We start from the raw sequence: 23252 nt of genomic DNA, 5'->3' as shown, positions 1-23252 counted from the left end.
TATCCATAAATAATAAAAATCAGCCATAAGTGTTAACAAATACCCAAAATTCATCATTCATCTATCAAAAAAATCATCTTGCACAATCATTTTTAAAAATATCCGTTCATGAGGCAATCAAAAAATCAACAAATCATATTACTAAATCACATTACTTTTGTGACTCATCATGCTTGAGCTCCAAACATTTGAAGCATTATTCAGGGAAAACCACGCTCATTGCCTGGCCTTTGCCACTCACTACACGGGAGATGCCCATGTAGCAGAGGAGATTGTACAACAGGTATTCCTGCGCCTTTGGGAGAAACGGGATACCATTACGATCACAGGTCCGGTGAAAGCATATTTGTTTTCAGCCGTCCGTAATACCGCCATTAGTCAATGGAGGAAGGATGCCGTGCGCTCGGAAAAGGAGACAGGCTACAGCAGGATGAAAGATATAACGCTACCGGCCGGCGAAGAGGCGAAAGAACTGGAACGGCTGTATCACCAGGCGTTGGAAATATTGCCCGAACGTTGCCGGGAAGTATTTGTGCTGAGTCGCCAGCAGCATATGAAATATGCGGAAATAGCCGCTGTGATGAATATTTCTGTTAAAACTGTGGAGAACCAGATGGGGAAGGCGCTGAAGATACTGCACCAGGAGTTGAAGGAGTACCTGCCTTTAATGGCTGGGTGGCTGTTTTAAAAATATTGATGGCCGCATGGGGGCATCAGGGTTTTCCATGCGTCTTAATTATATATACCGCTTTGGGCGGTGACTGTAAAACTTACAACAACGGATGATACCATCTTTTCCCAACGAGGCAATGCCTGAGGAGGCACTGTATACATTGCTCTGCAAGTACCTGCTTAATGAAGCGGATGCGCAGGAGCGTGCATGGGTGGAAGATTGGAAAGGTATAGATCCTGGCAATATTGCATTGCTTAACTCTTTGGGTGAAGTACTGCATACGGTGGAGGCAGAGGAAAAGGTAGCCGTAGCCAATACGGATGCGGCCTGGCTACAGCTCTATGAAAAAATGGGTTGCCCGGAAGATAATCATGCCAGCCATTCTATAACAACTACTTTGCCCGTAGCTATACCTGCCAGAACGCCGGTACGCTTTACCTGGCTAAAGGTGGCGGCTATGCTATTAGTGGTATTGGGCGCCGGATGGTGGTACTTGCATGCTAACCGTCCGCAGGCCATATATACCGGACCAATAGCAGCTACCTTGCTAGATGGCAGTAGCGTACAGCTGCTGGCAGCTTCCCGGCTGGAAGTGGCTCACGGCTTTAACGAAAAGAACAGGAAGGTGAGCCTGAGCGGTACCGCCTCATTTGATGTGCGTAACAATCCGGCCCATCCTTTTATCATTGTGTTGGGGCATACTGAGGTAAAGGTATTGGGTACCCGCTTTACGATAGCCTACCAACCTGGGGGAGCGGCGCTCAAAGTACATGTTAGCAGCGGTAAGGTAATAGTAATTGATCATGCGCAAGCCGATAGTGTAGTGCTCACAGAAGGGATGCTGCTACAAGAAGATAATAACAGGCCTGTATTCCGTATAGCCGCATATGTAACCGATATGGATAAAAAATCACTGTCGTTTCACGATGTGTCTCTGGAAGAAGTATTACATACGGTGACCGAGGTATATGATATAAAAGTGGAAGTAACCGATACCGACCTATTGAAATTGCCTGTTCATGCCGATTTCGCCGGGGAATCTACTGAAGATGTTATCAAATCGCTGGCGCTTATGTTGAATGCCAACTACGAGAAGATAAATGAAAGGCAATACAAATTAAACCGGCCAGCTGATTACTAGTTCCGTTACTAGTAGCTAACTGTAAAATGCTTAATTATATAAAGGTCACTGTTTTTAGCTGCTGTTAGCCAGCCGCTGAAGCCTGTTACCAAAGTCGCACTTCAATTTAATTATATTATGTCGTTAGCCGGAAAACTGCTGACGGGAATATTAATATTATGTTTCCCACTGAATGTTTTGGCGTGGGATTGGCAAACAAGAGTAACAATAGCCGTGAAAGACCAGCCTATATCGGCGGTTTGCACGCTACTGGAAAAGGAATATGGCATCCATTTTTCATATAGTAACGAGCTTGTTAGCCTGTCACGGAGAGTTACGTTAACCGCCCAGCATCAGCGATTAAAAAAAATATTGGATGAACTGTTCGCACCTGATGAAATAAAATATATCCGGGTGGGCGACCAGGTTGTGCTATTACCTGCCCAGCATGTAAGCCATACTATTAGCGGTTATGTGAAAGATGCTAACAGCGGAGAGAATTTGATTGGCGCTACCGTATATGCCCCTGCGTTAAAAGAGGGCACTACCACTAATCAATATGGTTTTTTTAGTTTAACCACTGCAAAAGATACCGGTCGCCTGCTGATTTCTTATATAGGTTATCAGCCTCAGTGGCAATCGCTGTCAGGTAATGGGAACCAGTTCCTGAATATTACTTTGCAACCTGTAGGCAGCTTAAAGGAAGTGGTAGTGAGCGCCCGTGAAAACACAAAGCTGCAGGAGCAAACCCAAATGAGTAAGGTATCGCTTTCTCCTTCCGAACTACAGGCTATGCCGAGGTTGCTCGGAGAAGTAGATGTAATGCGCACTTTACAGGCAATGCCAGGAGTAAGCAGCGGTATGGATGGCGCCGGCGGATTATATGTTCGGGGAGGTGGCCCGGATCAGAACCTGATCCTGATGGATGGAACTCCGGTGTTTAACTGCTCACATTTCTTTGGCGTGTATTCTTTGCTGAACGCCGACGTAGTAAAAAATACCGATCTGTATAAAGGTGCTTTCCCTGCCCGTTTTGGGGGAAGATTATCGTCTGTGGTAGATATAGCCATGAAAGAAGGCGATATGAAAGCCTTCCATGGCAACGCCTCTATTGGGCTTATTTCTACCAAGTTTAATATAGAAGGGCCTATTATAAAAGATAAAACCTCTTTTATATTTTCTGCCCGCCGTTCCTATCCTGATCTGTTGCTGAATGCTGCTTTACAGGCCCATAACACTTTGGGCGTCGGTGGGGAATTTCAAGCCTATTTCTATGATGTGAATGTAAAAGTGAATCATATTTTTTCTCAGAAAGACCGCATTTTCCTGAGTTTTTATAAGGGAGAAGATAACCTGTTGCTGAAGCAAATGGCGAACGACAGCACCAGTACTACCCAACCGGCCAAATATTATGGAGAAAGTAGCAAGTTCCAGTTAGGGTGGGGGAATACAATTGCTGCCCTGCGGTGGAACCATATTTATGGGCCACAGTTATTTTCCAATGTTACGCTCAACTTTTCCCAATATGCCTTTTCTACCCAGTATGAGCATAAATATATGATCCCCATTTCTGGGGAGAGATCGGATGTATATGGAACGTATCGCTCGCGGATGGAAAACAGCGGAGGAAGGATCGATTTTGACTATCGCCCTGATCCCCGGCATTCGATACGTTTTGGTGGCATTATTACCATGCATTATTTTAAGCCGGGCGGTTCTTCTTTTGAAGATAAAGATAGCCCGGTGAAGCCTTTGGATACCCTGGGCTATCCGGTGCGGATTACCGGCGCGGAGGTATCCTTGTATGCAGAAGACGATTGGCAGGTAAACACTAACTTATATGCCAACTTGGGCGTACATGCGTCAGCGTTTATGGTGGAAGGAAGGTGCTATTATTCCCTGCAGCCCAGGTTGGGGCTGCGTTACCTGTTGCCTCACCATTGGGCCGTGAAAGCGTCTTACACGCACATGAACCAGTATATTCATCTGTTGTCCAGCAATGGCACCACCTTGCCTACAGACATCTGGGTGCCTTCTACCCAACGGGTAGCGCCTATGTTTTCTAAACAGGTTGCTGTGGGCATAGGTAAAACTTCCCTGAATGGGAAATACGAGTTTACCCTGGAAGGTTATCTCAAATCTATGTACAACATGATCGAAAACAAGGAAAGCAATATGTTGGTGAACCAGGATGTAGGACGGTGGGACGAAAAAGTAACCGTAGGAAAGGGTTGGAGCTATGGTTCGGAACTGATGTTACAGAAGAAAAAAGGCAATACCACCGGATGGATAGGTTATACCCTGTCGTGGTCTACCAGGCGTTTTCCGGGCATCAACAACGGAGAGATTTTTCCTTATAAATACGATCACCGCCACGATATAGAAGTGATATTGATGCAACGGTTGGGCAAGCACTGGGATATTTCCGCATCCTGGCACTATACTTCCGGGATGCCTATTACCTTACCGGTGTCGAGTTACAACGGTACCGATAATGCTTCGCCCTATGAGCCTGGCACAGGTAATACAGCGATAGACCGTTTTGATAATTGGTATAACTACCGTACCAGCGATGTACACCGGTTGGATATGGGCATTACTTACAGCAAACAGAAAAAACATTGGGTGAAAAGCTGGAACCTCAGCGTGTTCAATGTATATAACCGGAAAAATCCTTTCTTTTATTATATAGGAGAAGATCCGGAGGCAAAACAAAGGTACCTTACCCAGGTAACCATTTTGCCTATTTTACCAAGTATTACTTATGCTATTAAATTTTAACGGCAAAACCGATGAAAAGGAAGTTTGTAGGTATGATATGGCTAGGGCTTTTTCTCTTTGCATGTGAAAAGCATATGGATATCCATTTGCCGTATGAAGGCGATAAAATAGTGGTGAATACACTAATACAGCCGGATAGTGTGATCTATATCCGGGTAACGCGTAGTGTGCCTACCAATGTGTATGATGAAAGTGGCTATAAAGATATCCGGAAGGCTTCAGTAACCCTGTTGGAAGATAGCTTGCCCATAGCGCCTCTGCAGGTACAGGAAATAAGCGGCCTTTTTTATTTTGTAACTACTCAGAAGGCTATACGTGGAAAAAGGTATACTGTAGAGGTGGCAGCGCCGGGATTACAGGCTATAACGGCTACGGATACACTTCCTTTGCTGCCGGAAGTAAATAATGCTACTGCGCAAAAGAACAGCAACCGGGTACAGTTCACTTTACGCGACCGCCCCGGCGCTGCGGATTACTATCGTATACGTATTATGGTTACCCATACAGATGAAACAATATCCTGGTTGCTTTTCCGTTTAGATCCTGCCTTCAATAATAACCTGGTAGACTTCTTTACCAGTGGTACTTACAATAGCCTTGTCATGAGTGATGAGCGTTTCAACGGTAAGGAAATTAACTTTGTATTACAAACAGCAGATCTTCTTACCGACGTTACAAGGGTAACTGTAGAGGTAAGCTCCCTAACACATGATACCTATCAATATTTTAGCACAGTGTTAGCTCAAAAGGAAAATACGGGCATCATCATAGGTGCTCCGGTACGCGTTTTCACAAACGTGGTAAATGGATATGGTATAGTTGGTGGTATCAACACAAAGAAGATGTCTTTTAAGTTAGAATGAGAGCCAATACCTAAAAAGCGACATAGCTGTTATTATACCCCCCCCAAATGTGGTTCATTGAATAGTGAACTAATGCCTTAGAATTTCCCGGTTTGTCATAAAATTTCCCGATTTGATTATTTGATTACATTTTTATGACGTAAGTTTGTTCAGCAAAATTACTCCGCTAAAAAAATAATTGCATAGTCTCTTCATTAGCCATGATGCAGATTGTGTTTTCGTCACCTTATTAACATTATCTGATAAAAAGATATGGGTAGCCGCTTTTTAAAACAGCGTATACCCGGAGGGATACTTGTGTCCTTCCCAGCTTAACCTGCAGGAGCATGGCGGAGTAAAGATTGTTCCTGCGGGCCATAGTTGCCCTATCCCGGGTAGGGCAACTATTTTTTAGTACCATCTCTTTGCTTGTTGGCGACAACAGGACTACTACAAAAAAATACAGCTATTTATGCAACTTAATTTACGGTGGAGCACCGTACTGCTCTTGTTATGTTTTCAGGTAAGCGTTTGCGTTAGTGCGCAGTCTTACAAAAGGATTGTGTCTTTAAATGGCACTGTTACAGAAATAGTGTGTGATCTGGGCTTTCAGCAACAGATTGTAGGCGTGGATGTAACCAGTACCTGGCCGGCAGACATGGATAAAGTGCCTAAAGTTGGCCACAACCGCAATATTACTGCAGAACCGGTGTTAACCCTGCAACCAGACCTCATCCTGTCTACCACCAATTTTCTGAGTCCTCCTGTTATAGCGCAGTTCAAGAATGTAGGTGTAAAGCAGGTGATGGTAGACCAGGAGTATTCTATAGCTGGTACCAAAAAACTGATTACAGAGATAGCCGCTGTTTTACAGGTGCCTGAAAAGGGTGCTGCGCTTTGTAAGCGGTTAGATGAAGAGCAACAGGCATTGCATATTGCTTCTCAGCATAAAAAGGTTTTGTTTATATACGCCCGTGGTGCCGGCACTATGATGGTAGCAGGAGAAGCTACACCAATGGATAAAATGATCAACCTGGCGGGGGCCAAGAATGCTGTTAGTGGTTTCAATGATTTTAAACCGTTGACGGCTGAGTCATTAGTAGCAGCAAATCCGGATGTGATCCTACTGTTTGATACCGGTTTACAAAGTGTGGGAGGGATAGACGGCCTGCTGAAAATACCTGGTGTAGCGCAAACAACAGCGGGTAAAAACAGGAAAGTGATCGTAATGGATGGGCAGTTGCTGTCTGGTTTCAGTCCACGTGTAATCGGTGCTGTGAAAGAACTATCGCAAAAGATTAATGGATAAAGGAGCGGCCTTGAAGAAGATATTAACATATGCCGGGGCGCCGGCGCTATTAACTGTTATTTTGATAGTAGTAGTGCTGGTGGCCACTGGTACTGGCGCGATGCACGTTTCACCCTTACAGGTATTGGCCATCCTGTTGCAAAAAGTACATATTCATTTACCGGTAGTCTGGAACGGGAATGCGGAAGCAGTATTGTTGGTGATACGTTTGCCGAGGGTGGTGTTGAGCGTGCTCATTGGCGCCGGCCTGGCATTGGCGGGAGCTGCTTTGCAGGGCTTATTCCGCAATCCTATGGCCGATCCCGGATTAATAGGGATTAGTGGGGGCGCCTCGCTGGCGGCGGTACTGGTTATTGTTTTCCAGGCAGCCTTGCCTGTATGGTTCAGTGTAGGCTGGATACATTACTATGCAATGAACATCGCTGCATTTGCCGGCGCTTTTATTGCCGCCTGGCTGGTAATTCGTATAGCCCATACAGATAGTGGATCGGCAGTAGCTGTTATGTTGCTGGGGGGTATTGCTATCAATGCTTTGTGCATGGCTTTTACCTGGTTACTGGCTTATATATCCACCAACGAACAGTTGCGCAGCATTGTTTTTTGGACAATGGGAAGTTTGGGTGGCGCCACCTGGCAAACAGTATTGGCGGTATTACCTTTTATATTGATACCGATAATATGGCTACCCCGTTTATCTGCTGCACTAGACGTATTCTCTCTGGGAGAACAGGAAGCAAGGCAAATGGGAGTGCCTGTACAAAGCCTGAAAATAAAGCTGTTATTATTGTCTACCATGGCCATTGCCGCCGGAGTGGCAGTAGCTGGCGTTATTGGTTTTGTAGGTTTAATTATACCACATATAGTACGGCAGTTTACCGGACCTTCTTATACGATATTGTTTCCCTGTGCAGCACTGGCAGGAGCCATTTTGCTTACTGTTGCTGATCTCTTTTCCAGAACAATAATAGCTCCAGCAGAATTGCCTGTGGGGGTGGTAACGGCTTTATTGGGAGCGCCATTTTTTATATGGTTGATCCTGAAAGAAAAAAGTGCTATCAGGATATAGTACACAAAAGATTACACGAAAAGAATACCCATGCTGGAAATACATCATTTGTCGTTGTCATTGTCTGGACGGCCGATACTGGAAGATATTCATTTGCAGGCGTCTCCGGGTGAACTATGTGTGTTGATGGGTGCTAATGGCGCAGGAAAGTCATCTTTGCTACAAGTAGTAGCGGGGAACTATACCCATTATACAGGGCAAGTTCGTATGGCTGGCAAATCTTTGCGGCAGCTCACTATATCTGAACAGGCGCATTGCCGTGCCGTGCTCTCGCAACGGGTAAACCTGCACCTGCCTTTTACAGTAGCAGAAATTGTAGCTATGGGGCGTTATGTGCATACCCGGTCCTTATTAACAGACAAGCATATTGTAGAGTATGCCATGCAAGTGATGGAGGTAGATGCCTTTAAAGACCGTAGCTGGCTCACTTTATCGGGTGGGCAACAGCAACGGGTACACCTGGCCAGGGTATTGGCGCAACTGCTAGATGCCCCAATGCTGGAAGATTATACCGGTAAGAAAATGTTACTGCTAGATGAGCCTGTAACGGGTATGGATATACGGTATCAGCAACTGGCATTACAACTGGCTAGGGAACTAACGCGGTATGGCATATTAGTAATAGCCGTACTCCACGATTTTCAACTGGCTGCAGCCTGGGCCGACCGCATCTTTATGCTACACCGCGGGCAACTTTTCGCAACCGGCACGCCGGAAGCAGTATTAACAGTGGAGGGCATCCATCACTGTTTTGGCATCCATGTACAGGTACTGGATCATCCATCTTGTAATTACCCGATCGTTGTTACCGCTAATCATCATCATCATTCAAAAAAAATACTTACTGATGGAAACAATTATTTCTCCGCTTAAATCTCAATGGATAAACTATCAACAACAGCATCCTAAAGTGCGTATACGGGATGCAGCTAAAGCATTACAGGTAAGTGAAGCCCAGCTGGTAACCGCTTGTGTTGGGCCGTTGGTAAAGCACCTGCGTAAAGATTTCCGTACTCTCTTGCACCGCTTACCAGCACTAGGCCGGGTAATGGTACTCACCCGTAATGAAAGTTGCGTGATAGAAAGAAAAGGAATATTTGAAAATATAAATACAGATAATCACCATGTAGCCCTGGCGGTAGGCAAGGATATCGATCTGCGTATGTTCATCAATAAGTGGGCAATGGGTTTTGCCCTGGAAGAAGATGAAGCAACTGGCTTTAAAAAATCTTTGCAAATATTTGATGCGGCAGGCGATGCCATCATCAAAATATATGCACAGCCAGAAACGGCTTTGCATGCCTGGGATCTGTTGGTGCAAGAATATACGGATACAATGCAACCAGATGAGATCACTGTAACGGCTACACCAGTGGCTCCTCCTGCCGTATCGCATATCAACAAGGAGCAGTTCCTGGCCGATTGGGCTGCATTAAAGGATACCCACGATTTCTATCCTATGCTCATGAAACACCGCGCTGGCCGTATACAGGCGCTGGAAACTGCAGAGGGTTCGTATACCCGGCGGGTGCCTAATAGCTGTGTAAAAACTATCCTGGAAAGTGCAGCTGCTACCGGACTTGAAATAATGGTATTTGTAAGCAATCCGGGAAATATAGAAATTCATACCGGACCTGTGCATAAGATATTGGAAATTCCAGGTTGGATCAATGTAATGGATACTGATTTTAACCTGCACCTGAAAACAACGGATATTGCCCAATGTTGGGTAGTAAATAAACCTGCAGAAGGCGGTGTTAACTCCATAGAAGTGTTTGATGCAAATGGGGAGATGATTGTACAGCTGTTTGGAAAACGCAAGCCTGGTATACCAGAACAGGAAGCTTGGCGCCATTTATTACAACAATTGTAATTACGGATTGCGTAATATTTTTTCCCGATCCGATCTGTTTGTTTGTAAAGGTAATTTTATTTTTGCCTTGCTTTTTTACTCCGCTCGTAAATAAACTCGAATCAAGTTTTTACTTAAAAACTGTAGGCAATACCGTATGATAAATCGGATCGGGAAAGTATTGCCTAGTTTATCACTTTAACTATCATACGAAATATGAAATGTATGCTATCCCCTATTCAATCACTTTTATTAGTGGTAACAGGCGCTATGTTGCTGCATGCCTGTAAGAAAACAGCAGATGCGCCACCATTGCCGGAGAACCGGGTGTTGCAGTTTACGGTGACCAACGTAGCAGATGGCCCTGTACAAGGGGTGATCAACGATAAAGACACCTCTATTACCTTATATATCCCTTACTATACTGCTTTATTGTCGCTATTGCCGGTTATTGAAGTGCCGGCTGGAGCTATCGTAACGCCGGCCAGTAATACCTTATTGGAAAATTGGCTGGTAAAACAAGCGATGGACACGCCTATGATCTATACTGTAAAAGCAAAGAACGGTAGCATCGCTAACTATCATTTACATATAAATGGTCAGCAGCCAGATATTACCGTGAGTGAATTTTCTGCCAATGCAGAGAATCCGGTAGTAGTAACCCACAAATCTAAATCAGAAAGTGTGAGTATGGGCATAAAAGGTGACAACCTTGTGCCGAATGAAAAAATAAATTTTGTTACCCTGGTTAACCAGGCAGGCAAAGGATATGTATTGCCAGCTAAAGCGATTTATCCGATGACCTACAAAAATTTTTCGGTAGCCATTCCGCCAGATACAATGGACCTGCCTTCAGGTAAATACCAGATCCGCGTAACCTGTTTCAGTCAGACCGTAAAGTTGAAAAACCCGGTGATCATACAACAAATTCCCTGAGTATCCAATATGCCTGTAGCGGCTTGTTCGTAACAGCATTTATCATATAATAAAATTCCTTGAAAACATGACTAATTTATTAAAAACAATAGCAGGCGTAGCCCTGGTTGCCCTCATTGCTACTTCCTGTCAAAAAGAAAATACGCCGCAACCTGTCGGTAATAATGTTGAGAATTCTATGGACAATAAAGCGGGAGGGGTTTCACCTTTGCTCAATGTAGGAATAGGAGAAGTTAGGCAGATACGTAACCTCGAAAGCGACAGTATTATTCCGCCAGCTACGCCGGTGCCGTTTTATTTTAGCTTAAGTACTGCCACTACTGTAACTGCTAGCAGCCCTTCCCGCGCATTGCTGTTAGATGGATATTTTAATGCAGATATAAGCGGTGTAAATGGATTCACTATTAAATACATTGATACCATTGCTTATAGTAATATTACAGCTGCCAATGCGGTATCTGCTTCTACTGCAGCAGTAAATAATAAAGTAGGTTATAACGCTACCAGTCCGGGTTGGTATAACTACTTCTTTAACGATAACCATAAGGTATTACCAGTGCCAGACAGAACGATCATTGTCTACAAAACGTCTGGTGGTGCAGTGACTGAAATCTATAAGATTAACATGTTGAGCATTTATAAAGATATGCCGGCTAATCCCACAGGCACTGAGCCCATTCCTTATCTCTCATTCGATTATCAACGGTTACAATAAAAAAGTACCGGTCCCTTTTTTAACCACATCACACCCTCGGAACGTGTAATGTAAAAGGCAGGCCGGTACAGGTATTTTGGATAAAAATATTATAAAATGAACACATTATTGAAGTATTTTTTATTCGCTGTCGGCATGCTATTGTTACATGCCTGTACAAAAGAGGAGGCAAAGCTTCCTTATAGCAGTATTACTTCTTTTACCTTCACCGATGCTAATGGCGCTCCTTTGAGCGCTGCCATCAGCGGACAGGATATTATTATTTACTGGCCTTTTGAGCAGCCTTTACCTACAGGTATTACGCCACAGATAGCAGTTTCAGACGAGGCGGTTATTAAGCCAGCCAGTGGCGCAAAAGTAGCTTTAAGTGCCGCTACTTCCTACACAGTAACTGCCCAGAGTGGGAGTACCACTATCTACCACCTAAAAATAGTTGCTGTGCAACCCAGCCCGGATGTGAAGTTTTTACAGGCAGATGGCTATACGTTCTTTTATACCAACGAAGAAACTTCCTTCCCGGCGTTATTCCTGATACAGGATACTGTCCGTACCCATTTGTCGTTGCTTTCTTGCAACGGTAAGAAGATACCGGTAGCCATTAAAAGCATTACCCGTGATAACATCATGTATAAATATCCTGCTGCGTTGGATAGTGGCCGTTATAAACTGGTGCTGGAAACCGGTAAGTATACTATCACCGGGAAAACAGATTATTATTACCGCCCTAACGAACCTGAGTTTGAAATAGTGCAAAACCTGCAGTTAAAGCGTGGACAAACTTTTACCCTGAAAGGTAAATACCTGGATGAAATAACCTCCGCCATCATGTATAGTGATGTGGAAGCCGCCATTACTGTAGTGAGCAATACCGGTACGGAAGCCACTTTCCGTATTCCCGACAATATGCCCACTGGCACTTACGATGGTATAGCGATATTAGACCGTTATTACCGTTACGATAATTATTATTATATGGATGCCCCGCTGGAAATAATTCCCTAATAAATGAAGTGTTATTCGATCTATATCAGTAGCTTGTTATTCCTGGGTAGTACGAGTGCCTGGTGTCAGGCCGACAGTAGTCGAAGCCTCCATCTGCTCAAGGGTGTGGAAGTTACGGCTAATAAAGTAGAGATGGAGAGCCTGGTTAGTAAAACCACCATGCCCGTTACCGTTATTTCCCGGCAAACCATTGAAATGATGGGCAGTCGACGGTTAGATGAGGTGCTACGGGAACAAACCGGTTTGGCGGTGGTGAACGATATCAAAGGCGGGAGCCGTGCAGTTGGTCTGCAGATGCAAGGATTCAGCTCGGCCTATACCATGATCTTGATAGATGGCCAACCTATGGTGGGACGCAACGCCGGAGATTTCGACCTATCCCGTATAACCGTTTCCGATATAGAACGCATAGAAATCATTAAAGGGGCTTCTTCCAGTTTATTTGGTAGTGAGGCATTGGCGGGCGTTGTTAATATTATAACCAGGCAGGGTATTAAAAAGCCCCAGGGGCTGGTGTCTGTTCGTTATGGTTCCTTCAATAATACAGATATAACCCTGGAAGGGGAAACACCTATCAGCAAAGGGAAAGGATCGGCCTATCTTTCCGGTAACTATTACCATACTGATGGTTTTAGTGTAAATCCTTACCTCACCTATGGCGCTACGGCGCCTCCTTATAATAGCTTTACACTGCAGGGACGGGCTAAGTATGCTGTAAGCGCCACTACGGCGCTTAGTTTAACCGGCCGCTATGCAGGCCGCCACTCTGTATCTGAAAATAGTTATGGGAGCAATGATTGGCATAATAACCGTGATGTACTGGATGAAGGAGATATGAACCTGTCGTTGTTGATGAATCATCATCTTCACAATGGCATGGAACTTAAAACGCAGTATTACCTTACCCGTTATACATCCGATCAGCGAACTGTGCTAACGGAAGCGGATATACTGAATGCACAGTACATTTTTACCCAATACCTGCACCGGGTAGAGGTATTGGGTACAAAAAACTGGGATGAGGCCTGGACGCTTACCGCTGGCGGTGGTGCTACTCTGGAAACCATGAATAATATAAGTTATAAAGGAGTGGGTAATATGACCGGGACGTTTGGTTATGCGCAAGTGGATTGGAAGCCCCATCCTAAATTTAATGCCTTGGCCGGAATCCGGTACGACCATCATAATAACTTTGGTGGCAGATTAAATCCCAGTGTTGGCATCCGCTATTCCCCTATAGCTGCCATTACCCTGAAAGCATCTTTGGGTACGGGTTTTAAAACGCCGGATTTTAAGGAACGTTACCAGATATTTACTAATCCGCAACAGGGCTATACCGTATTAGGAGCCACCGTATTGCCATTGGCATTGAAGGAAATGCAGGCCAGCGGCCAAATCAGTGAAATAAGACCGGTGGCCGACCGTATTGCCGCCAATTTAAAAGCAGAAACATCTGTTTCTTATAATATAGGGATTACCGTAAAACTACCCGCTGCTATTAAATTGGATGTAAATGGTTTTTACCATGATGTGCATCACCTTATTAATACTGTGCAGGTAGCCACTAAAACTAATTTCCAGCAAGTATTTTCCTATATGAACCTTAACCGGGTATATATGACCGGTTTGGAAACCTGTATTGCCTGGAGGCCATTCAATGGCCTGGATATCAGTGTGGGCTATCAGTTGTTGTATGCAAAAGACCGGAGTGTAATAGCGGCTATCAGAGCGGAAGCATGGCCCTATAAAACCATCCGGAACAATAATACCGGTGAATCCAGGGCCTCGGTAGTAGCTGATTATTTTGGGCTGGAAAACAGGTCGCGGCATATGTTGAACCTGAAAGTGCTCTATGAATATGTGCCATCGGGTATTACAGCTACCTTCCGGACGAATTACCGCGGTAAATATGGTTTCGATGATGCTAACGGTAACCGGTATATTGACCAATATGATACCTATGTGAATGGATACTACCTTTTATTTGCTTCCATAGAAAAGAAATTATTCAGCAGGCATTTATCAGCGCAGATTACGGTTGATAACCTGTTGAACTACACAGATATGCTTATGCCAGCGCAGCCTGGCCGTATTATCATGGGCGGTCTTAGCTGGCGTTTTTTCCATGAGAATAAATTGTCATCGTTATGAATGTAAGATTAATGGCCATCGCCTTCCTGGCAGCAGGAATGGCTGCCTGTAAAAAAGAAGGTAATACCTCTCCCAAACGCACCTACGAAGATGGTAAAAGTACAGTGATATACGATATGGCTGGCGATACCCGCGCTTCTGTAAGTGATGGGATAGACGGCAAGGAGAAAAAGCCTTTTGCTACCTTCCTGTTCAGTTTAAAGACTGGCCGCCAGTCGTGGGATACCTCCATTGTAAACCGGCAGCGCAACAGTTGGGACCTGGCGTTCACAGATCTTTATAATGCCCTCGTTATTGTTAATAACGGTACTAATGCTAAAAGTCTGGGTGCAGGTGGCAGCGGCCAGGGCGCCATTTTGCTGTATGATAAACCATACAGCAGTATCACCACAGCGCCTGACGATGACTATTTTAAGTCTAACAGCCTGGTAAGCATAGGCTGGGATGGATACCCTTTGCCAGCCGATAAGGGTTGGTACTTTTATAGTTTAACTACCCACCTGGCAAGGGCTATTCCTAACCGCACTTTTATTATCCGTACGGCAGATGGTAAATATGCCAAGTTGGAACTGATTAGCATGTATAAGGGAAATCCGCCTGCAGTAACGGACCTGTTATGGCCGGCGCCTTATTTCACTATCCGTTATTTTTTGCAGGAAGATGGAAGCAGAAATCTGTATACCCCCACCAACTAATTTATTCAATAAATAAAAAAGTATGAAACTGATTTTTCCTATGGCTGTTGCGGTGATATGCCTGGCTGCCTGTTCAAAAAGTAAGGACGATAAAGTTACACCGGAAGAACCTGCTGGTGAGAATGTAAAAACGGGTGTATATGTGATCAACAACATGGTGGCAGATACCTCGGCCTCTTCTGCTATCAGTGCTGCTACTATTTATTATAGTCTTGAGCAAAATAGAATCATACCCGCTTCACAGGCCCAAACGAGTAACTGGGATATTGCTTTTACAGGCATTTATAATAGCAGTATTGCTCCTAATAATGGTAAGGCCGCTAATAGCCCTGGTTTTGGCGGTCCTGGAAAGGGAGCGGTGTACTTACTGCGTGATGGAGGCGTGGAAACGCAGTATTTTGACAATAGCAATTATAAACCATTGAAAGCGCCTATTCCACAAACCTTGTTTGAGACTGCTTTTGTAAATGTAAAATCAGTAACAGTGGCAGAAACAGATTTTGTGACCAACGATTACATAGGCCTCGACCATTTTATGGGTACTGGTTATGGATATGCTTTTTATGATTTTTATGGCGCACTATTTCCAGATAATGTGAAAAAGACACATATCGTATACACATTACCTCGTACTATTATTGTAAAAACAGCGAAAGGTAAGTATGCCAAACTGCTGATCACCAGTGTATATAAAGATAGTCCGCAAGACCCCACAAGAGATAATAAAACAGGCTATCTGTCATTTAAATTTGCGATCCAGACGGATGGCTCAAAAAATCTTGATATCCACTAAAGCCCTAGTTACAACGGCTTATGCTGTATATAACGGATGGCCGTTGTAACGCCTGTATTAATACTTCGCTATATTTTTGTTACCTCGTTTTTTGTTTCAAAATCTACTATATTTTTAGGGGTATATATTTTTATATGCCCGAAACAATTCCTGTTGATTTTGCAGAACGGCTGCGTGCCGGTGATTTCAAACTGTTTGAGTTGATTTTCAATACTTACTGGGAAGAACTATATGCCTATGCAACGAAGGTAACCGGTAGTGAAGACGATGCACAGGATATTGTGCAGGATCTCTTCACCAGTATATGGGAACGACGGGAGCAGTTGGAATTGCACACCCATATCCGCTATTATCTCTTTAGTGCGGTGAGAAAACAAATATTGAGGAAGTTCAGAGACGACGGATTAAAAGAAAAACATCTTGAGAAATTTATTACCCATAGTGAACTTCGTGCAGAGCTTACCCTCAATGTAATTATTAATAAAGATATACTGAATCAGTTGCAACAAGACTTACAGCAATTACCGGAAAAGGAACGCCAGGTATTTGAATGGTACCATTTTGATGAGCTTAGTATCCGCGAAATTGCCATGATGCGTGGTACGGCAGAACAAACCATCCGCAACCAGCTAGGTAGCGCCTATAAGAAAGCCCGCCCCCTCTTGAATCGCCTGTTAATGTTGCTATAATATTCCCTTCCAGTGTTATCATAATGTTAAGCCCTGTTTTTCAATGGTTAAAAGCAACTGTACGTGCAACTTAGCCAGATAAACACCACATTTTGATTCGGTTAAAGATTAAAGCGCTTATAGATAAATACCTTGAGGATACAGCTACCGCAGGGGAGGCAAAAATGCTCGACCACTGGCTGGATGCGCTGGCAGAAGAAGCGGCTCCGCTCAATAGGAATAACCGTAGTATGGAACAGCTACGCCGCAATATGTTGCAAACTATCAAACAGCGTACAGGCCAATCTGCGGTGATTTATCCGATGTGGAAAAAAGTAGCAGTAGCCGCTGCTGTGCTATTGATGGGTGGTATGGCCACCTGGTGGGCTACCGGCAGCTATAGCACTGCCCGCCCGGTAGCCTGGAACGAATTGCGCACAGCTATCGGAGAAAAGAAAATGTTATTATTGCCCGATAGTAGCCGTATATGGCTGGGCGCTAATTCAGTATTAAAATACCCGGATCATTTTACAGATACCAGGCAAATACAACTGCTTACCGGAGAAGCTTTTTTTGATATTGCTCCAGCTATCAACCAACCATTTCTCGTAAATGCCGATAGCCTGCAGGTGCAGGTACTAGGTACCAGCTTCCACATCAGGGCTTACCCGCGCCAACAACTGGAGGTTGCTGTAAGTAGTGGTAAAATAAGCGTAAACAAAAATGGACAGGTAATGGATATCTTAACGGCCAACCAGTTACTGGTCGTTAACAGAAACGGTTATACGTTCACCCACTTGTCTGTAGATCCTCCTGATATTGAAGGATGGATGCAGGAAAAAGTTGTTTTCGATAATATGCCGGTAACAGAGGCACTGTTGTTACTGGAGAACTACTACCCAGTGAAATTTCATGTACAACAACCGCTGGAAAAACAGATTACAGGCTCACTTAGTATGCACTTAACAATTACGCAGATCATAAATGTACTCGAAGATCTGACAGATCATCAATTGAAAATTAAAGCTGCAGGTGCAGGCAATTATACAGTAGACCAATAAATATTATATCCCTGAACTGAAATTAAAAAATCATAGATTATGAATGTACGTAGTACCCACTTGCGTACAAGAATATTTGGTAAACAAATATTTCTTGTAGCGCTCCTGCTATCCCTTTATGGTAGCATGATGGCACAACAAAAAGCGGCAGTTGTACAGCAGTTGCACGTATCTGCCGGCCCACTGGCAGATGCGCTGAAGTTATTGCAGAAACAAAGCGGCGCTGATATTGTATACGATGGCGCCCTGATTAAAAATCTTACTGTACACGAACAGGATTTCCGTGGACAATCCGTTGAAGATGTATTACGCACTTTACTGAAGGGTAGTGGATTCCAGGTATCTGCGACTGAAGGCGTATACGTGATCAAGAAAGAAAAAAATAAAACGACCATCACCGGCACCATAGCTGATGAAGAAACCGGCACTCCTATTCCAGGCGTAAGTGTAGTGGTAAAGGGATATCCACAGGGTAGCATCTCCGATGTAAAAGGTGCTTTTGCTGTACAGGCAGATGCCGCCAGCGATACATTAATGTTTAGCTTTCTGGGTTATAAATCATCCCGTATAATATTAAACGGTCAGCAGAAAGTAACCGTACGCCTCAAGTCTGATGCCAGCATGCTGAACAGCGTAGTGGTAGTAGGTTATGGCCAAACTACCAAAGGCGACCTGACAGGCGCTATTTCACATGTAGGATCAGAAAATTTCAATAACGGTGTATTTAGCTCCCCGGAGCAGTTACTCCAGGGCAAAGTGCCCGGACTTAATGTAACCCGTAGCGGTGATCCCAATGCTAAATCTGCGGTGATCCTGAGAGGGCCTTCTACCTTCCGTGAAGGAGAAGCGCAACAGCCTTTTTATGTGATAGATGGAGTGCCTGGCGCCAACATCCAGTTGGTAGCACCTTCTGATATCGTATCTATGGATGTATTGAAAGATGCGGCATCTACAGCTATTTATGGCGCCCGTGCAGCCAACGGTGTGATCATGATTACCACCCGTCGTGCTAAACCCGGACAAAGCTGGTTGAGCTATAATGCTTATGCAGCTACCGAGCATATCTCCAACAAAATAGATATGCTTTCCGGCGATGAGCTGCGCAAATACCTGGCTGATAATGGTAAAAGCCTGGCGCCTTCTTACGATGATAAAGTAAACACCGACTGGCAGAAGGAAGTAACCCGTAACGGCATGTCGCAGAATCATAACCTCTCTTTTGGCGGTGGTAATGAAAAAACTGTTTTCGACGGTAGCGTAAACTATCTGCAGAATAACGGTATTATGAAAACATCCTCACTGGAACGGTTAAACGTAAGAGCTAATCTGGAACAACGCGCTTTTAATGACTTGCTGAAACTGAATCTCTCTATCAGCAACAGCATTAGTACGCAACACCAGATTCCTGACTTGGTGTTCATGAATATGCTGAACTATGTACCTACTGTGAATATCTTTAACGCGGATGGTACTTATAAAGAAGATTTTTCCCGTACCCGTAACTACCTGAACCCGGTATCACTGATTGATAATAACAGCGACCGTACCAAGGATAAAATTATGTTGGGTAATGCCAGGGCAGAATTGAAGTTGCTACCAGGCTTGCGTTATACCCTGAACGTTTCTATGCAGGATGAGCAGGTAAACCGCGATATCTACAATAACCGTGCTTCCGGTTTGGCACAGAACACAAAAGGACAGGCTACCCGCAGTGCTTTTACCAACACCCGTAAAGTACTCGAAACTTATTTCAACTACGATAAAGTATTTGGTTTACACGACCTGCGTTTACTGGCTGGTTATTCCTGGCAGGAAGAACGCGCCGGCGATGGTTTCCAGACCTCTACCCAAGGTTTTATCAGTGATGCCACCCAGGGAGATAACCTTGGATTGGGCAACCCTAAAGACGGTTTTCAGCCTAACTACGGCACTGCACGTATTAAAACATTGCGTTTTATCTCCTTCTATGCACGCGCCAACTACCAGTATGCTGATAAATACCTGTTACAGGTATCTGCCAGAAGGGACGGCTCATCTGCATTTGGCGCCAACAACCGTTGGGGTATATTCCCTGCTTTTTCTGCCGCCTGGAAGATTAGCAAGGAAAACTTCATGGCATCAGCTACCTGGATAGAAGATCTTAAACTGCGTGCAGGCTATGGCGTTACCGGTAACTCACTTGGTTTCGATCCATTAATCTCTATACTCAGATACGACATTACCGGTAAGTTCTATTCAGATGGCCGCTTATTAAATGCGATCGGTCCTGTACAGAACGATAATCCGAACTTGAAATGGGAGCGTACCGGCATGGCTAATATCGGAGTGGACCTCACCGTGTTAAAAGGCCGCTTAGGTATTACCGCCGATATATACGACAAGCGCACTACAGACCTGATCTATTCCTACAGTGTACCTACTACCCAATACTTTGTATCTTCTATGCTGGCTAACGTAGGTGCTATGAGCAATAAAGGGGTGGAGCTGCAGATCAATGCGGTGCCGGTAAAAACAGGTAAATTCACCTGGAATACTTCCGTTAACGTAGCCCACAACAAGAATAGGATAGAATCACTTTCTAACGATATCTTCTCTGTAAAATATATTGAAACTGCCGATCTGGGCGGTAAAGGACAGTCTGGTAACAAATCACAGTTGATAAAGGCGGGTTATGCACTTGGCGCTTTCTACCTGTGGGATTACATGGGTAAAGATAAAGATGGTTTGTCTCAGTTCCGTGCAGCCAATGGCGGTATTACTACCTCTCCCAGTTCTACCGACCGCATTTATGCCGGTGACGCCCAACCTACTGTTACTTATGGCTGGAGCAATACCTTCACTTATGGCCACTTTGACGCCAGCATCTTCGTAAGAGGCGTTTACGGTAATAAAATACTGAATGCTACCCTGGCTAATCTGAACAGCCCTTCTGATGCTACCAACATTAATATACCACGGTATTCCCTGCACGAATCTGCTGCAGATGCCAAAGCGCCTTTCATCTCTACCCGCTATCTGGAAAATGGCTCTTACCTGAGACTGGATAATGCTACTATCGGTTATAACGTACCCATGAATAACAGGTATATGCACAAACTGCGTGTATACGTTACCGGTAATAACCTGTTTGTTATCACCAAATATCAAGGTATTGATCCGGAAATTAATATGGGAGGACTTACACCAGGTATCGATAATAATAACTTTTATCCTAAAACCCGTTCTTTCCTGCTCGGTTTAAATGCTACTTTCTAATAAAGAATGCTAAAAAATTATTGATATGAAGAATATTTTTATCACTGGTCTGGCTGCAGGTTTAACCTTGTTCACCGCGTGTACGAAGCTGGATGTGAATGTTGAATCGGAGTACAATAAGGATAATTTTCCTACTACCGTAGATGGCTTTATTGCAGCTGCCGGGCCTATTTATACACAATTGAGCAGCTTATATGCAGTGGATTACTGGCGTATGCAGGAATTGTCTACTGATGAAGCGATTATACCTGCCCGTGATGGTAACTACGATGATGGTGGCCAATACAGGTTCCTTCACTTACATACCTGGACAAAAGATCACCCAACCGTTAAGAGCGTTTGGCAATGGGCTTTCGGAGGTGTGAACACCTGTAACCGTATCATAGCGATTTTTGAAAAAGCACAAGATCCAGTACTGAGAAGTTCTGCTCTGGCGGAAGCAAGAGCAATGCGCGCCCTGTACTACTACTACCTGATGGACCTGTATGGTAAAGTGCCTATTATTACCTCATTCGGAAGCATTACACAGCCGGAGCAGGCTTCCCGTGAAGAAGTGTTTAATTTTATTGAAAAGGAACTGAAAGAAGTATTGCCGCTGCTGAAAACAACCACTGGTCAGGTAAGCTATTCTAAACCTACCAAATGGTTTGCTTTCGCCTTGCTGGAGAAAATGTATCTCAATTCGGTAGTGTATACCGGTAAGCCAAGATATGTTGAAACAGTGGCTATGGCAGACAGCGTGTTGGCTGGTGGAAAGTATCAGCTGGATGGAGACTATATAAGCATTTTTGCTCCGGATAATGGTCCACAGATCACTGAAACCATTTTCGCCATTCCTTACGATGGTAATGCTATCAGAGGAAATCAATTCTCCCGGTTCGGTTTGCATCCTAATCTGGTGAATAAATACTCCCTGCCTTTCCGTCCGAGTATCGCAATGAGCACCATTGGTTCTTTCTATGATAAATTCAACTTGCCAGGCGACGTGCGTAACAATACCTGGTTGGAAGGTCCACAGCTCGAAAAGGATGGAACACCTATCCTGATTGCGACCACCAATAAAGGTTTGGATAATGATTACAGTGGTTCAGAACCCGATAAGAAGATTAACTGGCAGCTTACCTTCTCTAAAGAATTAAAGTTGAAAAAGGCGGCTACTATGGACATTGGCAATGATGAATTGGCTAAAGCTGCCGGTGTAAGGTCCATTAAGTATTATCCTGATAAAAATACAGAGCCGATAGATCGTAACTCTAATAACGATGTACCGGTACTTCGTTTGGCTGATGTGCTGATGATGAAAGCTGAAGCTATTCTCAGAGGTGCAACGCCTACTGCTGTAAACGGAGAGTTGCAAACTGCTGATGTATTGGTAAACAAGATCCGTACAAGAGTACATGCGCCTGCTGTAAGTAACATTACCCTGGATGAGCTGTTAGAAGAACGTGCCCGTGAATTTGCCTGGGAAGCTTGGCGCAGAAATGACCTGATCCGTTATGATAAATTTGAATCCAGCTGGGGCTTCAAAACTGATAACAGGACTTTTAATCGTATTTACCCCATCCCAGTAGATGAGTTAACCCTGAATCCAAAGCTGGTGCAAAATCCCGGCTATTAATCGCTGTCGTTTTTTTCATGGCTGGCTGTTGGCTTTAACAAAATGCTAACAGCCAGCTTTTTTTATTTAGTTTTCCCTTTTGCGTAACTCGTTTTCCTGATCTGAGCATGCCCTCCATTTTTTGTACTTTATTTTTGTGTCATGTCATTCATCAACCTCCCCTGATATTTTTAAACTACATCTCTTGTTTGGATCACCAATCATATCAATAGTAAAGAATGATAAATAAGACCTGATAGCGGCCTATAGGGCCGCTCCAGGCACAAATCCACTGCATATGTGTAATTATCAGACCTTGTATCACGGCGCTGCAGGATATGTAATCCGCTGCCCACATTGTAAAGGAATCCAGTTGGCTTTTGGCACCACTGTAGTTAACCTAGACATTGCCGAATTTGAATGCTTCAAAAAAATGGTGGCCCGGTTGGCGGATGACCATTATCATTCAGCAGAAAATGAGAAACTGATTTGTTTGCCATTGCCGTCAGAGCATGTGATGATGTTGGTAACTCCTGCTGAAATCGCCCGGTTGGCGGAGATGACAGCAGAAGTACAGGCGCTGTTGGAAACATATGAAATCTTGGAAACTTCCGGTGGATTTCAGAATGCCGCAGGAACGGATCTCGTTTGATAGGGGACCATACTACCCCGCTCCTCACCGGATATTTAGGGAAATAATCCTTTGGTTTGCATTGAGTAATCGATGAATAGCACC

The 23252-nt window shown here is 44.2% G+C and carries 19 protein-coding genes; all 19 read left to right on the top strand.

Annotated features, from left to right (window positions below; translation table 11 throughout):
• Positions 1-169: 169 nt before the first annotated feature.
• The 19 genes from ACDQ55_RS00910 (at position 170) to ACDQ55_RS00820 (ending at position 23168) form a co-directional block, all read left to right on the top strand.
• On the top strand, positions 170-688 hold the full coding sequence (locus ACDQ55_RS00910; RefSeq protein ID WP_420979121.1) for an RNA polymerase sigma-70 factor: 519 nt from the start codon (positions 170-172) through the stop codon (positions 686-688).
• A 94-nt stretch (positions 689-782) separates the two neighbouring features.
• Positions 783-1814: a FecR family protein gene (locus ACDQ55_RS00905; protein WP_420979119.1), complete on the top strand. Its 1032-nt coding sequence runs from the start codon at positions 783-785 to the stop codon at positions 1812-1814.
• 117 nt (positions 1815-1931) lie between these two features.
• On the top strand, positions 1932-4574 hold the full coding sequence (locus ACDQ55_RS00900) for a TonB-dependent receptor domain-containing protein (protein ID WP_420979117.1): 2643 nt from the start codon (positions 1932-1934) through the stop codon (positions 4572-4574).
• Positions 4575-4585: 11 nt separating this feature from the next.
• Positions 4586-5437, top strand: coding sequence for a DUF4249 domain-containing protein (locus tag ACDQ55_RS00895; RefSeq protein ID WP_420979116.1), 852 nt, complete (start codon positions 4586-4588; stop codon positions 5435-5437).
• A gap of 451 nt (positions 5438-5888) precedes the next feature.
• Entirely contained in the window at positions 5889-6725 is an 837-nt protein-coding gene (locus tag ACDQ55_RS00890; RefSeq protein WP_420979114.1) for a heme/hemin ABC transporter substrate-binding protein, read from the top strand.
• A gap of 10 nt (positions 6726-6735) precedes the next feature.
• Positions 6736-7791: a FecCD family ABC transporter permease gene (locus tag ACDQ55_RS00885; protein WP_420979113.1), complete on the top strand. Its 1056-nt coding sequence runs from the start codon at positions 6736-6738 to the stop codon at positions 7789-7791.
• A 30-nt stretch (positions 7792-7821) separates the two neighbouring features.
• On the top strand, positions 7822-8664 hold the full coding sequence (locus ACDQ55_RS00880; protein ID WP_420979112.1) for a heme ABC transporter ATP-binding protein: 843 nt from the start codon (positions 7822-7824) through the stop codon (positions 8662-8664).
• Entirely contained in the window at positions 8639-9664 is a 1026-nt protein-coding gene (locus tag ACDQ55_RS00875; RefSeq protein ID WP_420979111.1) for a hemin-degrading factor, read from the top strand. The genes ACDQ55_RS00880 and ACDQ55_RS00875 overlap by 26 nt, the downstream gene beginning before the upstream one ends.
• A 204-nt stretch (positions 9665-9868) precedes the next feature.
• Positions 9869-10579 carry a hypothetical protein gene (locus tag ACDQ55_RS00870; protein WP_420979110.1) on the top strand — a complete coding sequence of 237 codons (711 nt, stop codon included), beginning with the start codon at positions 9869-9871 and terminating at the stop codon, positions 10577-10579.
• 67 nt (positions 10580-10646) lie between these two features.
• Positions 10647-11294 (top strand): hypothetical protein, encoded by a 648-nt coding sequence (locus ACDQ55_RS00865; protein WP_420979109.1) that lies wholly within the window; start codon positions 10647-10649, stop codon positions 11292-11294.
• 96 nt (positions 11295-11390) lie between these two features.
• On the top strand, positions 11391-12296 hold the full coding sequence (locus ACDQ55_RS00860; RefSeq protein ID WP_420979108.1) for a hypothetical protein: 906 nt from the start codon (positions 11391-11393) through the stop codon (positions 12294-12296).
• A gap of 3 nt (positions 12297-12299) precedes the next feature.
• Positions 12300-14447: a TonB-dependent receptor plug domain-containing protein gene (locus tag ACDQ55_RS00855; RefSeq protein ID WP_420979107.1), complete on the top strand. Its 2148-nt coding sequence runs from the start codon at positions 12300-12302 to the stop codon at positions 14445-14447.
• Positions 14444-15142: an HmuY family protein gene (locus ACDQ55_RS00850; protein ID WP_420979106.1), complete on the top strand. Its 699-nt coding sequence runs from the start codon at positions 14444-14446 to the stop codon at positions 15140-15142. The genes ACDQ55_RS00855 and ACDQ55_RS00850 overlap by 4 nt, the downstream gene beginning before the upstream one ends.
• 22 nt (positions 15143-15164) lie before the next feature.
• On the top strand, positions 15165-15935 hold the full coding sequence (locus ACDQ55_RS00845) for an HmuY family protein (RefSeq protein WP_420979105.1): 771 nt from the start codon (positions 15165-15167) through the stop codon (positions 15933-15935).
• 134 nt (positions 15936-16069) lie between these two features.
• Positions 16070-16624 (top strand): RNA polymerase sigma-70 factor, encoded by a 555-nt coding sequence (locus ACDQ55_RS00840; RefSeq protein ID WP_420979104.1) that lies wholly within the window; start codon positions 16070-16072, stop codon positions 16622-16624.
• A 92-nt stretch (positions 16625-16716) separates the two neighbouring features.
• Positions 16717-17664: a FecR family protein gene (locus ACDQ55_RS00835; RefSeq protein ID WP_420979103.1), complete on the top strand. Its 948-nt coding sequence runs from the start codon at positions 16717-16719 to the stop codon at positions 17662-17664.
• 39 nt (positions 17665-17703) lie between these two features.
• A complete protein-coding gene (locus ACDQ55_RS00830; RefSeq protein ID WP_420979102.1) occupies positions 17704-20919 on the top strand; it encodes a SusC/RagA family TonB-linked outer membrane protein in 3216 nt (1071 codons plus the stop codon).
• A 25-nt stretch (positions 20920-20944) separates the two neighbouring features.
• Positions 20945-22537, top strand: coding sequence for a RagB/SusD family nutrient uptake outer membrane protein (locus ACDQ55_RS00825; RefSeq protein ID WP_420979101.1), 1593 nt, complete (start codon positions 20945-20947; stop codon positions 22535-22537).
• 277 nt (positions 22538-22814) lie between these two features.
• Positions 22815-23168, top strand: coding sequence for a DUF6686 family protein (locus tag ACDQ55_RS00820; protein ID WP_420979100.1), 354 nt, complete (start codon positions 22815-22817; stop codon positions 23166-23168).
• Positions 23169-23252: the final 84 nt, after the last annotated feature.

Origin of the sequence: Chitinophaga sp. 30R24 (assembly GCF_049056765.1) — a bacterium.
Lineage (GTDB): Bacteria > Bacteroidota > Bacteroidia > Chitinophagales > Chitinophagaceae > Chitinophaga.
Note: the sequence above shows the minus strand (reverse complement) of the source record. Positions and strands in the feature narration are given on the sequence as shown.